Genomic DNA, 13,933 nt, shown 5'->3' on the forward strand with positions numbered 1-13,933 from the left:
AATTCCTAATTCCTAATTCCTAAAGTGCTGAGTCTGAAATCTGGCTTGTGCTGTTGTGTGGGGTTATATGGGGGTTAATGTGTTTTTGAGTGCGTTAGTTTGAGTTTTGTTTGTGGTTTGTTCTTGGGTTTGTTGTTGGTTTTTATCGAGGTAAAGAGGGAGGAAATGCTTGCGATAAGTTGTGTGTATTTTGATGGGTGTGGTTTTTTTCTTGATATTTTTGAGTGTATTCTAAGGTATTTTGTTTGCTAAGGAATTAGCTGAGATATTAAAGCAATGCTTTAAAAAAGAGAAATGGTGGAGGGAGGTGGATTCGAACCACCGAAACTTTCGTGGCAGATTTACAGTCTGCTCCCTTTGGCCACTCGGGAACCCCTCCACAAGTGCGGAGTGAATAATATAGATCCACACCAGCCTTGTAAACAAAAAAAACAACTATTTTTAAAATTTATTACCGGTCAGTTTTGCAAGCTTGAGTTTCATGCGTTCTTCTGAGCTAAGGTCTTGATATTCATCATTATCATTGGCTGTTTTTGATGAGGTATTAGGTGTTTTTATTGGCTCATTTTGAATTTTTTGAGCTTGGTTATTCTTGCCCTTGTTTGGCTTGATTGGTTGTCCATCTAAGCCTATTCGATCTGATGTCTTTTTCAGGCATTTTTTGTAACGGTTTGAGCGAGTGTAGGCTGCTAGGGCGCGTTTTAGTTTGCTTCTAGTCAACTCCTCATCCAGAGTGATGTCTTGATCTATGCCTATTTTTAGAGGTTTTGGGTTGCTCCAGTTAAATGCTTTTGGATAGCGACTCTCTAACAATTTTACTAAACGTAGGTTGTTTTTCTGATTTTTATTGCGTTGTTGGTTGTTTGTGTTGGAAGATCTGTCGGCATCGGCATCGGCATCGGCATCGGCATCGGCATCGGCATCGGCATCGGCATCGGCATCGGCATCGGCATCGGCATCGGCAAATAGATCGTGCATCAGGTGTCTGCTATCTAGATCGAAGCTAAGCTGTTCTTCATTATCTAATTTTGGTGTGCTTTGATTTGGCTTAGAGAGATCAAGAGAGTCTGCAATGTAAAGCTGAAGCTGGTCAGCAGCAGGAAGTCCTTCCATGCTTGAAATAAGAGGGTCAACAGCGGATGTCTGCTGTGGCTCTTGCGCTAGCTGAGAGCGCAATTGGCTGATCTCTTGTTTTGCTGAGTTTAGTTGACTAACAAGAGAGCTGATTTTTTGCTCAAGTTGCGTAATTAGTTGATCCATACATGAAAGCCTGATTATTGCAGAGGGGGCAAGGGAGTTACTTTAACTCCCGTTAAACCATACATCTGTTTTAGTTGTTCTGGTGTAGGCTCGACAATTTCTATGGTCGAGTTATTTTGTATCTGTAAATAAAGATAAAAACCAAGACAGCTAAGAGTAAGAAATATTAGTTTTTTCATCTAAAAGCTAAGTGCTAAACCAAATGTAACGTGATCACCGTAAGTATCACCAGATCCTGTGTAGGCTCTTAGATAAATATCTAGGCGAGTATTATCAGAAGGGAGTAAACGAACACCAACTTCAGGATAAAGGCTGGTATCACCTAATAGCATTATGCCTGCACCGCCATAGGCATAAACAGGTGCGCCATCAAACATGACAATTGCGCCTTGGCTATATGCACGGGCGCCGGCGTTTAGTGATAAATCGAAACTATCTCTCATGACCAGACTTAAGCCGCCGTAAAAAGAGAAATTGGTTGGTGTCACCATCTCTTGGCCAACATTAATAATAATATTTGTATCTGAATTGCCTGGACCAGTAATGCGTGACTCGTAGGCAACAAGGTTAGACATGGTGCCTGCTTGATCGGCGCCACCCTCTGCTGCGCCAAAAGGGGTGGCCGCTGGGTCTTGTGTATAAAAGCCGTCTATAGGTTGGGCGTAAGGTTGTAACTGTATTGGCTGGCCTTGAATTGGTTGCGTTAAAGGCTGCATGTTTTGAGGGTTGGTATCAACAATTGGGTTGTTAATGCCTGGAATCTCTTCTGTACTTTCTTCTTGAAGTACTTCATCACCGGTAAATACTATTCCTTCAGCTTGGGCCGAAAAGGCTGCGAATACTAATGCGCTAGTAATTAGGTATTTAATCATTCTGTGCCGTCCAACTGATTGAGGTTATTTAGCATTTTGTTGATAGAAGTTTCCCAGCTGTTTTGCTGTTCTTGATGGCTATAAACTTTTTGCTCTAGTTCGTTATTATCTTCGCTTAGTTGGGTGTTTTGAGCTTCTAATTGTGCAATTTTTTGGCGTAATACGCTGATTTCATCTACCGCTTGGTTAATGCGTTGCTCAAGATGATGTAGTAATTCGTTGTTCATGTTTTTTCCCTTGCGAATTTTTTAATGGTTGTAGGTTTGATTGTATTGATTTACCAAGCAATAACAACGTCTTGCTGCTGAACATTTAGTATTCGAGCGTCAATATTGAGCTCACCAATGGAAAAGTTCGGTTGAACTTGTTTTATGGTGATATTGATGTTGGCGTTATTTAGCTGGGTGAGTGGGTTTTGTAGTTGATTGAATACTTCGTAGCGGCGATAAATGCCAAATGTATCGTTCAACTTTACGCCTGCTATAGAGCCTGCGTTTATATGAACCCTATTTCCTTCAGTGCGAAAAATATTTGCCATAAATGGCTGGCAGCGAAGTCGAGAGCTGGTATCTAGTGCAGCTTGCCACAGGACTTGTTGTGCTATTTTTCCAAAATTTGTATTTTTAAATCTAGGGCTGCCATAACCTGTGCGTATCGATTTATCTAAATCCCATTCGCCAGTTTCAAAGTAGCTTTGCTCAAAAAGCAGGGCGCCACTAAAGCCATCATATAGATATAGGTCGATAGCTAGGTTGCGAAGGCCGCTGGTTTTGTTTTCTTCGTGCTTGAAGTTCTTGAAGACATTGGCTTTATTTGGTTCAAGTTCGTTAACTGGGCCTATGTCTCTAATGACGCCCGTGACAACATATTGTACTCCTAAGTCTTCGCCAATGCGGGCGACATCAGTTAGAGAGCCATCTGGGTTGGTGGAGGTAGGAGCATTTATAAGGTCTGGGTAAATTTGTATGTTGGTGGCTGCTAAAGCATGCAAGAAGCCTTGTTTGTTTATTTCGTTTACGAGATCTCTTGGCATGAGTCTAGGGACGTTGTGAATCGAACCTAGATTAGCTTGTTGTGGTGTTTGTAAAGCAAAGCTGGTGACACCAACAGACTTTCTGTAAAGGTTTGTCGCGCCATTACTACATATGTGTTCAGGGGTGACTTCAGCTGCAACAACAACGGTGAGTATGTCATTTTTGCGCTCTTCTTTAATAATGTTTGTGCTTTGGGTGATCCCCGTTCCACGCACAGAACTTGCTGACTCAACTTCTCCATTGGTGAGAGTGTCTTCGCTAATGACCCTAGCGTTTGCTTGTAAGACGGCTTGTTTTAATGCTTGCTCAGTTGCTCTGTACCTGGCATCCGCTAAATCTTCGTTGTAGATGATGGCTTGCCCAGTTGCTTCAATCATTTGTGAGGAAGCAAGCTGGGAGTAGATCAAAAAGCTGGTCGCAATAATCTTTTTAAACATGGAGTGGACTACTCAACAGAATAAAAGTTGGTCGTCGTTGATCTCACTTGAGGGCTGGTTTGGCTTTGATATTGGCTAATGCCATTATTCAAATTGCTATAGCCCATTTGACATGCAGGGTTGCTGGAAATGGTTGCTGGGTTTTGAACACATTGCTGGAAGTTTTCTTGTAGTGCCATTTCTACAATGGTTTCAAAGCTGCCATCTTCTAGTTCTCTTTGGGAAACAACTTTGGCACCCATTAGGTAGGCATCAACAAAGGTTTGTAATTCATCGTGAGCTGTCATCATGCTTCTTAGGGAACTTGAGCCTCTTAATTTAAGGCCGTAAACACGTTCAGATAAGTTTCGGTAAGCATCGACTTTTGAGCCGCGTAAAGTCAGTAATCTGATTTGTGGGCGAGATAACTTTTTACTCACCATAGGCGCGGCATAGCCTGTTGCACTAATTACAATTGGCTGCGGCGCTTGTTGTACTACAATTTGCTGTGGTACTTGTGCTGATGCAAAACCACTATTTGAATATGTTGGTTGAGCAAAGTTATTTGTTGCAGCGGGTGATGGGTTGCTGGCATTACATGGAGCTATGCCTGAACATGAGCCAGCGCTCGATACTCGACAGCCTGCCAAGATAACACAGGTACCGATTAATGCCGCATAGAGCAGACTAGATCTCATTCTCTTCTCCTAATTAGTGCTTTTAATCTGAGTGACCTTAATTTTTGTTAGCCACAACACTTAATGTTTAAATTTGTTTTTACCCTAATGCATTAATTATGCCTAATTAATTTTAAATGGTGAACTCTTGATACTGCTTGTCTTACAGGTGCTTCTGCTGTGTGTCAGTATGTATGAAAGAGTATTACTTTTTTGCTGGCTTGAATTTTTGTAGGTGCTCTTTCATAATGCTGTATAAATATACAGTTAAATGGTGTTTCTATGCGTAAAATTATACATATAGATGCAGACTGCTTCTTTGCTGCGGTGGAAATGCGTGATGACCCGGCACTTAGAGAGGTTCCTTTGGCAATAGGCGGACAAGCAAATGCCAGAGGGGTGATAGCCACAGCAAATTATGCGGCAAGGGAATATGGTGTTCGTTCTGCTATGTCTTCCGCTAAGGCGGTAAGTTTATGTCCCAATTTAGTTTTGATAAGAGGCAATATGGAAAAATATCGCCTCGCATCGCGGCAGATGCATGCCATCTTTCGGGATTACACTTTGAAAATTGAGCCACTGTCTTTAGATGAAGCGTATCTAGATGTGACAGATTGCAACCACTGTTATGGTAGTGCCACCTTAATTGCGGAAGAAATTCGTCAGCGAATATATGAAACAGTAGGGATAACTGTGTCGGCAGGCATTGCTGTAAATAAGTTTTTGGCCAAAGTGGCTAGTGATTGGAATAAGCCTAATGGCCAGTTTGTTGTTGAGCCAAGTAAGCAGGAGGACTTTGTTCGTTCAATCCCAGTAAAGTGTATCCATGGAGTGGGTCGGGTGACCCAAGAAAAATTGTCAAAACTAAAAGTAGAAACTTGTGATGATCTACAAAAAGTAGATTACCTTTTGTTGTCTCAGCAGTTTGGTAGCTGGGCATATCGTTTGCAGCAACTTTCTTATGGCATTGATGAAAGGCCAGTTAAAAGCCACTCTGTGCGTAAAAGCATTTCAGTGGAAACAACCTTTGCTGAGGATTTAAAAGGCGTTGCTGCTTGTGAGGCTAAATTGCCAGACTTATTGCTTGAATTGGCGCGGCGAATAAAAAACAAAAAAGGGATAGCACAATTTGCTAAGTATTATCTAAAACTTAAATTCTCTGATTTTCAGCAAACGACAATTGAAACTGCTTATGTTGCAGGTGACGAGCTTGCTTTTTTTACTGACCTTTTAGTGGAGGCTTATGCAAGGCGTCAGATGCCAGTAAGGTTGATCGGCGTGGGGTATAGATTAAAAGCGGTTTCAGAAAGGCAGTTGACCTTGTTTTAGTTTTAAATATCAGTATCTATTCTAACTGAGCTTGTCTCAAAAAACTGGGAAAAAAGAAGAGAGCGTCTATAGTTTATCAAGGATGATACGAACACACCCTGAAGTTCATTTGTCTTAATCATAAGATTTGATAATAGGTTTGGATTTGATTTATTTGTCTAAGCTTTTGATTTTATAAATTAACTTTAAATTTTTTGTTAACTGGATTTGAATGGGTGTTGGTTAATCGTGCTGTCCCTAACCTTTAGGAGGTGGTTGATGATGAATATACAGGCCTTAACCTGGAACCAGTTGCAGCAAAGTGTTTTTACCACTGATCAAGCTTCTCTCATTCATAGATTGCGTTTTGACGTTGAGCAAACCTTAAAGTCTTTATACGCAGATGTTTCTCTTAGTGATCACTTGGAGGATTTATATTTACCTTTTGCCCACTGGATTGCCCAGCTTGCCCAACCAAGATCTCATCCTTTAATAATAGGTATGGGCGGTGTGCAGGGGTGCGGAAAAACTGTATTTACAACAGTGCTGAGCCACGTTTTATATAAGGCGTATGATAAAAAAACCATAGTATTAAGTATTGATGATTTTTATAAGACGCGAGTAGAGCGTGAGCATATGGCTCGTGATGTACATTCTATGTTCATGACTCGTGGTGTGCCTGGTACACATGATTTAGCTTTGATAAATAATATTTTAGACAGATTGGCAAACCTTAAAGCTGGTGAGGTGATGCGCTTGCCTTGTTTTGATAAATCCACGGATGAAAGGCGTCATGTTAAAGATTGGCAGGAGGTTGAGGGGCCAATTGATGTCATTTTGTTTGAAGGTTGGTGTGTCGGTATGCCGGAACAAAAGCAATCTTTAGTGGATCCTATTAATCAGCTTGAAACTGAAATGGATGCTGAAGGTATTTGGCGTCAGCAAGTGAATCAGTATTTAGAGGAGGATTATAAGCAACTGTTTGCGCGTATTGAGTTGATGTTATGGATGCAGGCACCTAATTATGAGGTTGTTTATGATTGGCGTAATAAGCAAGAGAGGTTGCTGGAAGAGCACTTACTCGATATTCATGGTGATGGTTTAAATAAAATAGATCTCACTGTTATGTCTGATGATGAGCTTAAGTCTTTTATGCAATATTATGAGCGACTTACTATGCATATGATGTCGGTAATGCCTGATAAGGTGGATGTATTGCTCAAGCTTGATGAAAAGCAAACAGTGACTAAGGTGCATTTTCCTACTCATCACTAAAACTTTTTTATTGCTTAGAGGGTTTTAAAGTAAATTATGCTAGGCTATCGAGCTTTGTTCGATAGCCTTTTTTATTGTTTTATGGAGACTTACCTTGTCTAAAAAGCTTGAGTTTTTAACGTTAGAAACAAGTCAGCAAGCGGATGCAGCTGTGATCTGGTTACATGGTTTAGGGGCAGATGGTAATGACTTTAAAGCAATTGTACCTTCTTTGAATTTACCTCAGAGTGCTGCTATACGTTTTATCTTTCCGCATGCGCCAATGCGCCCTGTAACGATTAATGGTGGTATGCCGATGCGGGCTTGGTACGACATTCTAGAGATGTCACTGGAGCGTAAAGTGGATATGGCAAATATTGATGAGTCTGTAGAGCAGGTTACTCAATTGATTGAACAGCAAATAGACGCTGGTATTTCTTCAGAGCGTATTTTAGTGGCGGGTTTTTCACAAGGTGGAGTAATTGCTTATCAGGTTGGTTTGTTGGGTAAGTATAAACTTGCTGGTGTGATGGCTTTATCGACTTATTTGGCTGATGCTAATTTGATCCCAATGGCGACGGACTCTATAAATGGGCAGGCGTCTCTGCTTATTCATCATGGTACTCAAGACCCTGTAGTTCCTTATGAATTAGCTGTTCGAGCGCATGGCGAGTTAGAAGCAAAAGGTTATCAGATTGAAAAAGCATCTTATCCTATGCCGCATTCTGTGTGCCCAGAGCAGGTCGTTGATATTTCTCGCTGGATGCAAAAAGTACTGGCAATTAATTAATGAACCTGTGAATAAGTTCTCCCGTTTTAGCGTGTGGATAAAAGCCGCTAGATTTATGGTAAGGACCGCAATTTCATAGCAATTCTATTGATAAGGTCCACAACCTAAAGATAGGTCTTTTAGATCACGCCCTTCGGGTCTTTAAATAATGCCTACTCGGCATTTCAGAAAAAGTAACACCCTGTATTGTCGTTTCTCGAAAGGCATCTAGATTACGTAACAGTAGTGCCTTGATTAGTGCTTTTTCCCCATATGCCTCAAAAGAGCAGATTGAGAAGAGGTGACTTAATCGCAGGTTCCTTACGTCTGATTTGCTCTTGTGAGGTTTTCTGATTTAAATCAAGAAAGCGCTCGGATGCCTCTTTGGTCAAAAAAACAATTGATTTATGTCATTAACTGTTTAGAGGATAGGCACATAATTGCTCTTAATTATTAAGGAGAGCAGTTATGTTTTTAGACTCTGTTGTTGTTTCAGGTTTGATTATTGTTGGACTAATGGTGGCATTTTTTGCTGGTTTTGGTTATGTCGGATATAAAAAATATAAAAAGGAAGTTAAGTGATCAAGCCTTAACGTCTTATCTCAAAATTAGAATTCAGTTTGTGATCAAATGAATTGTTTGATTAATAAAATTGAATTCTAATTCCCCTCCCTGTTTTAATTCTTGTTTTCTAGATTGTCGGATTCACTTGATTACCTCATAATATCGCCTTTAAAAGGCGCTTAGTGCCTGTATCACCCTTTCTTGAGGCTAATATGTCTACTACTAGTTTTATTCTTGCCATTGTTGTTGGTGTTATTGTTATTGTGGCGCTTGCCTTTGTTATTTCTCGTCAGCTTAAATTAGATAATAAGCGCAAATTAGAGATGCAAGAGGCTGAAAGAAATATCTTGGAAGGTCGTAAAAAACGAATCGAAAGTATTCATGTCTTGCTTAAGGTGGTTGGGTCTGAAGATTTAGGTTGGATGGAAGCAAGTATAAGAGTGAAAACCTTGTTGGATCAGTTGAGCCTTGATTTATCTGAGCATGAAACCATTGGTGTTTTTTATAAAGTGTATGCAGAAACTGAGCATATTCCGACTCATGACGGTTGGAATAACCTACCCAAGGATGCACGTAGAAAATTTAGAATGGAAATGATGAAGTGTGAAGCGCGATATCAAGATGAGTTAGAGCAAGCTAAAGTTGCTCTGCTTGAGTATCCTTTGAAGTAGTTTCAAAGAATTAGGGGGATAGATGTTCGCCTTTGTAGGACTTGTTCTTATTGTCTTTAGTTTATTTTCCTTAGTTTTTTACTTCTTTTATAAGTTTAGATCCAGCATGCCCTATTATCGAGTTGATAATAGTTACTGTTGTTTTTTGCTACAGCACGCAATTGCTGGAGACCTTCCTTGCACTGACTGGTACTTATTTATTGGTGCCGTTAACCTTACCTCAGAAGATTTAGAGGTGCTTCGTTTAGCTTGCATTGAAATAGATGAGGATTGCTCAAGGGAAAGTGTAGTGGTTAATGGTAAGGCATGTATGCGATTTAGCTCTGAGGGCAAGCAAGCATTAGCTAGCTTATTAAAAGGGATTAGTGATTAAAGCTGTTTGCTTGAGTTATTGTTAGTTTAATTAATGTTTGTCTAAATTCTGGAAGTTTTCATGTCTCGATATCGCCCACCTATGCCACCTAAATCTGCTTATATTACGAAAGAAGGAGCGCAAAAACTGACTGCAGAATTAAAGTATCTGTGGAAAGAGAAGCGTCCTCAGGTGACAGAAAGTGTACGTGAAGCTGCAGCTCAAGGGGATAGGTCAGAAAATGCTGAATAAGAAAAATAACCCCATTTTATATACTATTTTTCATTAAATTAATTAAAAACAATTGCTTATAAATATTATATATACTATTTGTATGTACTATTCTTACGATATGGATGATGCGAGGGCTACTTGTTAGTATTTTATAAACCTATTAGTGATAGCGATATTGATATTCTATGCTCGTTTTGGGAGATAAATACTGAGCGAAGGACTTTCGTTCATACTATTAAAGAAGTTGCACAAATTCATAATACAACTATTCATTATATTAACTGCTTGGTTTCTGATTCTTCGGCAGTAGATGTCTTTCCTGGCAAAACACGATGCCCAAAATGTAATATTCCAGAAGCAATTAATTCTCGTTCTGAATTTTCACGTTTAAAATTATCAAAGTATAACGGACCTTGTTCAAAGTGCTGTGAGGACATAGAGCGGGAAAAAGTTAGTGAGTTTCTAAAAAATGAATTTTATCAAAGCAAGGAAAAGCCTGATATTTCGCTCCTCTCTTATATTGAAAAAATAATTTATTATATCTATTTACTAAGATTTAAAAATGGCGGGAAGAACGAGCTTCCATACAGTGAATTTGGTGGTGTAATGACAGGTTGTGAAAACATTGACTCTGACATTATGTCCCAGCTTGCAATTAATAACTGCTTGGTAGATGTAAGTTATATAGCTGAAAGATACAACTCAATAAGACCTGATTTTCATCTCAGTCGAATTTCAATTACTTCTAATGACAGTCAGCAATTGAATCGTCTTGTTGATTATTTATCTGAAGGTGGGTATCTGAATCTTTATGTATTTGAGAGTGATGACTTAAAGTTGAACGCTGCTTTATCAGAATTAAAAGAGGACATCAAATTAGGCTTTCAGAGTACTGAAGATATCTCTGATTTGAAAGAATTTTTACGTAATATCTTATCTGAGAGGTGCTGCGCCTTAGCGAGTAAAACGGCTAGAGATAAAGTAATTGAATTAACTATTGATGCAGAATTAGTGCAATACTTTGAATCCTGTTTAGATGAACTATCAGTCTCTCAAGTATACAGCTTACTCAGTTGGGCAGGAAAAGACGTTATTGAAAAAATGCACATTAGCCCTTTTCCGAACTCTTATATTGAACAATATATGATCAAAAAAACATTGATTAACATTTATGAGAATGCAAGGAAAAATCAAACTCAAATTTATAGTAAAAGAGTTTTCTCAGATATGTTCGTTTCTAAAATTGAAGCGTTTTGCTGTAAGTATATCTTGAAGGATGCAATACATAGCTGGAATGAGGACAGCCTTAATGAAATTATAAAAAAATGGCTGGAGGTAGTTCCACAGGATTTAATTTCTATTGACGAATAATCATTTATTTTAAGTTTTAAAAGTGAGAGCTTGAGGTGCTGAGATTAACTCAATTTCAGATTTTTCAACTCTTTCTATCCCTACTAGCTCATCTATTTTTATATTGCCTTCAACGACCTCATTAACTCTATTCCAAGTCTTAAGTCGATTTTTTAACAGGTTACAAATTTCATTTCCTGCCCGTAGTTGTTCTGCTTCTGATAGTAAAAATAAAGAAGGTGCTAGATTGTTTAGCATTGACATTCTGTCAAGTAATTGAGTTCTTGGAAGGATTGCATTCTTAGCACTTGCAGATCTAAAGATAACAGCATTTTCACAAATTTCTTGAAGTTGCTCTAACCTATTTACTTCTTCAATTTCTAATATGATTTCTGAAGTATTAGAGGTAATCAATGATACTTCATTTTCTTGCTCTTTTGAGGTTTGGCTATTTGCTGCAATTTGACTCTGCCTTACGAGAGAATAAGCGGCTTGAAGGTCGCATAAAAACATATCTAGCTTTTTTGCTGCACTTTCATATTCAGACTCTTCTCGTCTTAACTCGGCCTCAAAAATAGGTAAGTCTTTATTTTCAAAGGCTTCACCTTTAGCTGTTGCTATATATTCAAGTTTCTCAATTTGGTTAATTTTGTTTTCAAGGGAGTTAATACTCTCTTGTAGATCACCGCATACGTCTGATTGTAAATTTGATTGGAGAAGTATTTCATTGGTTAAAGATAATAAACCGCCTAAAAAGGCAGGGCCAGTTATAAAATGACGGCAACGTAAGCAATTTTGACTACCCAAATAACCACTCGGAGTCTGCTCATTTATTTTGGTGCCACCGATAAGTTCTCCTCCATCAGAGCAGCGTGAAGCTGCATAAGGACAAATCCCATAATCTCTAAAAACATAATTCCCCGAAGGCACTGAATTGTTTAATGATTGAAGTAAGTCACTGTTAGATGAAACTAATTTGTTTTTAATTGATTCAATTTTGTTCTGTTCTATAATCTTTTGCGTAGATTTCGCTTGTTCTTGAAGGGCTAGCTTCTCTCCGGCTTCGAGTTTCTTCTTTATTTCGCCACTAGAAACCTTGCAATAATATATAGACATGACTACAGAGCTATGACCAACAATTTTCATTACTACCTCTACAGGCATCCCCATTTCCATTATATAGGCAGTTATTAAGCTTACGCGCATTGAATGCGGTGTATATTGAGAGCGATAGTGGCTAAGGTTGGATTTAACTGACTTTAATTTAGTAAGATAAAGGTCAGTGGGCTGTATGTAGTAAAGTGCAGCGGCGAGCCTAGTTGTGAGTGCTGATGTAGGGTTTTTTGGCTCATTATCTTTGAATGCCCTAAATAAAAAGCAGTTTGCTCCTTTTGCTTTTAATTGCATTTCATTGAGGTTTGTTCTTTTACAAGTGCTCCATTGACATGGAGTCTGAATGGGATTGTATTTCTGTTGCCACTTTCTAAGTTTTATTAACCAGTACACAAGGTCATCCGGTATCCAAGGAATGGAATACCCAGATCCATTATTACTGGTTTTATTTGTTGTGACATACATGCCAAACTCATTCGACCCATAGCTCTTTATAAAGGCTTGTTTTGAGGTCTGACCAGCAAGGGGAGATGTGTTTTTCACCCAAATTATATTGCCATTTATATCTAGATCAGCAATTTCATCATCTGCTTCACCAGAATCATTGTATGCAATCTGTCTGCCTCTTAATGGTACTTTTAAAAGAGCATAGGTATGAACCCAATCAATCGGGTTCCAAAGATAATATTGGTTATTGATTAGTTTATATACGCAGTCAGGATCACGCTTGTCTATAACTGTAGAATCAACTTTAATCCAATCTGCATCAAATCGTTGTAAGTGCTTTAGAGATTTAAAGGTCTTTGATTTTTCAGGAAAAATCCATTGCTGTGCTTTTTTTACAAAATGATAAGGCAAGCAAGGCTTTGTTGTTTCAGAACTTTGAGGAGAAGTAATGCTTTGATCTGTTAGAAATAAAGTGAGTGGGTTTCTCGCATCCATTACCCGAACTATTTCACCTGTTTCTTCATCTTCTATCGTTAGATAGGTATCAAGGATGTAGTCTAGAAACTCGGAACTAGCGATAATAATACTTCTACGCGTATTATCACTTTTAATAGCATCTAATTCCTTTCGAAAAGGCTTTAAATTGAGTCGCTTCTTTCTTAGAAACTCCTCGGGGCTTTTGCTGTGATCATGAGCTTCAATAAATAGCCTGATAAAACGGCATAAGTGAGAAACTTTAGAAGAGCCTCCTTTAGCTGATTTCATAAACTCTTCGACTAGCTCTTTCCACCTAGAATACTGGGGCGTAATAAAGTTTAGTGAATAGGGTTCGCTTTTACCCAAAAAGTGAAACCAATTCACCCATTCTTGACTATAAACTGTAGCTGGGTCGAAAGGGATAGTTGAATCTTGTTGGGCTCTGGTAAAGTTTTTATATTCTTTTGAGTTCTTTAGCTTTAACGGCGCAATTAACGCTTTTAGCTCAGTGAATTCGATAAAATCAGGAATGTCGAAAAAATGGTTATAACTTATCCATTCTCTTAAAAAGGTTCGTTCAGGGTGAGCAGGAAAGCCAATATGGTTTTTATACTGTGCTTTATATTCTACAGAGTTTGTTATACCTAATTTTTTACATTCTTCTTTTAAGCTAGATAAAGAGTAGTTTGTTGCCATTAGTTAACCGAAATTTTATTGTAGAAGTTAAAGCTTGTCCGTTAAAAAACCGGCTTTTAAGCTATTCAATAATTTCTTTTTATCTTTGTTATCAAGCTGCTCAAGCAAGCAAATGATTTCAGCACTTAGCTCATCTTCGCAGAAAAAATAATTTAGAGGTACACCCAGTTCCTTTGCTAGCTTTCGCAGAGTATCAATATCTGGGACATGTCTACCTTTTTCGTAGTGGTTCATACGGCCACTTGCAGAGCTTTCGTCCATACCAACTCTTACACCAAGCTCGCGCTGTGAAATACCTGCTTTTGTTCTAGCTGCTTTGAGTCGTTCAGGAATAGGGTTGTTTCGCAAAGTTGTTTCATCTTTTAAATCTCACGTGCATAGATTGTCTAAGTTTCGCTTATCTATGTATACTTAGCAATCCTAAGTATTTGTGTGTTTA

14 protein-coding genes, 1 tRNA gene and 1 pseudogene are annotated in these 13,933 nt (G+C 38.6%); 8 read left to right on the top strand and 8 right to left on the bottom strand.

Annotated elements, in window-relative coordinates; translation table 11 throughout:
- Positions 1 to 295 precede the first annotated feature (295 nt).
- From TW85_RS14265 to TW85_RS14290, 6 genes are all read right to left on the bottom strand, one after another.
- Positions 296 to 379: transfer RNA gene (locus tag TW85_RS14265), tRNA-Tyr, on the bottom strand.
- Between the two features lie 62 nt (positions 380 to 441).
- Positions 442 to 1,260, bottom strand: a complete 819-nt coding sequence (locus TW85_RS26360) for a ProQ/FinO family protein (RefSeq protein ID WP_052702225.1) — start codon at positions 1,258 to 1,260, stop codon at positions 442 to 444.
- Positions 1,261 to 1,439: 179 nt separating this feature from the next.
- Complete coding sequence (locus tag TW85_RS14275; RefSeq protein WP_046017818.1) at positions 1,440 to 2,132, bottom strand: hypothetical protein; 693 nt, start codon at positions 2,130 to 2,132, stop codon at positions 1,440 to 1,442.
- Positions 2,129 to 2,359 (bottom strand): cell division protein ZapB, encoded by a 231-nt coding sequence (locus tag TW85_RS14280; protein WP_046017819.1) that lies wholly within the window; start codon positions 2,357 to 2,359, stop codon positions 2,129 to 2,131. Before TW85_RS14280 ends, TW85_RS14275 begins: the two co-directional genes overlap by 4 nt.
- A gap of 50 nt (positions 2,360 to 2,409) precedes the next feature.
- Entirely contained in the window at positions 2,410 to 3,603 is a 1,194-nt protein-coding gene (locus TW85_RS14285) for a flagella assembly protein FlgT (RefSeq protein ID WP_046017820.1), read from the bottom strand.
- 8 nt (positions 3,604 to 3,611) lie between these two features.
- On the bottom strand, positions 3,612 to 4,280 hold the full coding sequence (locus TW85_RS14290; protein WP_046017821.1) for an LPP20 family lipoprotein: 669 nt from the start codon (positions 4,278 to 4,280) through the stop codon (positions 3,612 to 3,614).
- A gap of 261 nt (positions 4,281 to 4,541) precedes the next feature.
- Between TW85_RS14290 and dinB the strand changes: the two genes are divergently transcribed.
- The 8 genes and pseudogenes from dinB (at position 4,542) to TW85_RS14325 (ending at position 10,782) form a co-directional block, all read left to right on the top strand.
- Entirely contained in the window at positions 4,542 to 5,588 is a 1,047-nt protein-coding gene (gene dinB / locus TW85_RS14295; RefSeq protein WP_046017822.1) for a DNA polymerase IV, read from the top strand.
- Between the two features lie 258 nt (positions 5,589 to 5,846).
- Positions 5,847 to 6,842 carry a hypothetical protein gene (locus TW85_RS14300; RefSeq protein WP_046017823.1) on the top strand — a complete coding sequence of 332 codons (996 nt, stop codon included), beginning with the start codon at positions 5,847 to 5,849 and terminating at the stop codon, positions 6,840 to 6,842.
- 94 nt (positions 6,843 to 6,936) lie between these two features.
- Positions 6,937 to 7,611 carry a dienelactone hydrolase family protein gene (locus TW85_RS14305; protein ID WP_046017824.1) on the top strand — a complete coding sequence of 225 codons (675 nt, stop codon included), beginning with the start codon at positions 6,937 to 6,939 and terminating at the stop codon, positions 7,609 to 7,611.
- A 447-nt stretch (positions 7,612 to 8,058) separates the two neighbouring features.
- Positions 8,059 to 8,172, top strand: coding sequence for a cytochrome c oxidase subunit CcoM (gene ccoM, locus TW85_RS26635; RefSeq protein WP_046017825.1), 114 nt, complete (start codon positions 8,059 to 8,061; stop codon positions 8,170 to 8,172).
- A gap of 194 nt (positions 8,173 to 8,366) precedes the next feature.
- Positions 8,367 to 8,825, top strand: a complete 459-nt coding sequence (locus TW85_RS14315; RefSeq protein WP_046017885.1) for a DUF2489 domain-containing protein — start codon at positions 8,367 to 8,369, stop codon at positions 8,823 to 8,825.
- Positions 8,826 to 8,847: 22 nt separating this feature from the next.
- Entirely contained in the window at positions 8,848 to 9,198 is a 351-nt protein-coding gene (locus TW85_RS14320) for a hypothetical protein (protein ID WP_046017826.1), read from the top strand.
- A gap of 60 nt (positions 9,199 to 9,258) precedes the next feature.
- Positions 9,259 to 9,426, top strand: a pseudogene (locus TW85_RS25985) (transcription elongation factor GreB); the annotation flags it as partial.
- 123 nt (positions 9,427 to 9,549) lie between these two features.
- Positions 9,550 to 10,782 (top strand): hypothetical protein, encoded by a 1,233-nt coding sequence (locus tag TW85_RS14325; RefSeq protein WP_046017827.1) that lies wholly within the window; start codon positions 9,550 to 9,552, stop codon positions 10,780 to 10,782.
- Positions 10,783 to 10,791: 9 nt separating this feature from the next.
- Here TW85_RS14325 and TW85_RS14330 read toward each other — a convergent pair whose 3' ends face one another.
- Complete coding sequence (locus tag TW85_RS14330; RefSeq protein WP_046017828.1) at positions 10,792 to 13,494, bottom strand: VPA1269 family protein; 2,703 nt, start codon at positions 13,492 to 13,494, stop codon at positions 10,792 to 10,794.
- Positions 13,495 to 13,521: 27 nt separating this feature from the next.
- Positions 13,522 to 13,842 carry a helix-turn-helix transcriptional regulator gene (locus TW85_RS14335; protein ID WP_046017829.1) on the bottom strand — a complete coding sequence of 107 codons (321 nt, stop codon included), beginning with the start codon at positions 13,840 to 13,842 and terminating at the stop codon, positions 13,522 to 13,524.
- Between the last annotated feature and the right edge of the window lie 91 nt (positions 13,843 to 13,933).

This window comes from Marinomonas sp. S3726 (assembly GCF_000967665.1).
Taxonomy (GTDB): domain Bacteria; phylum Pseudomonadota; class Gammaproteobacteria; order Pseudomonadales; family Marinomonadaceae; genus Marinomonas.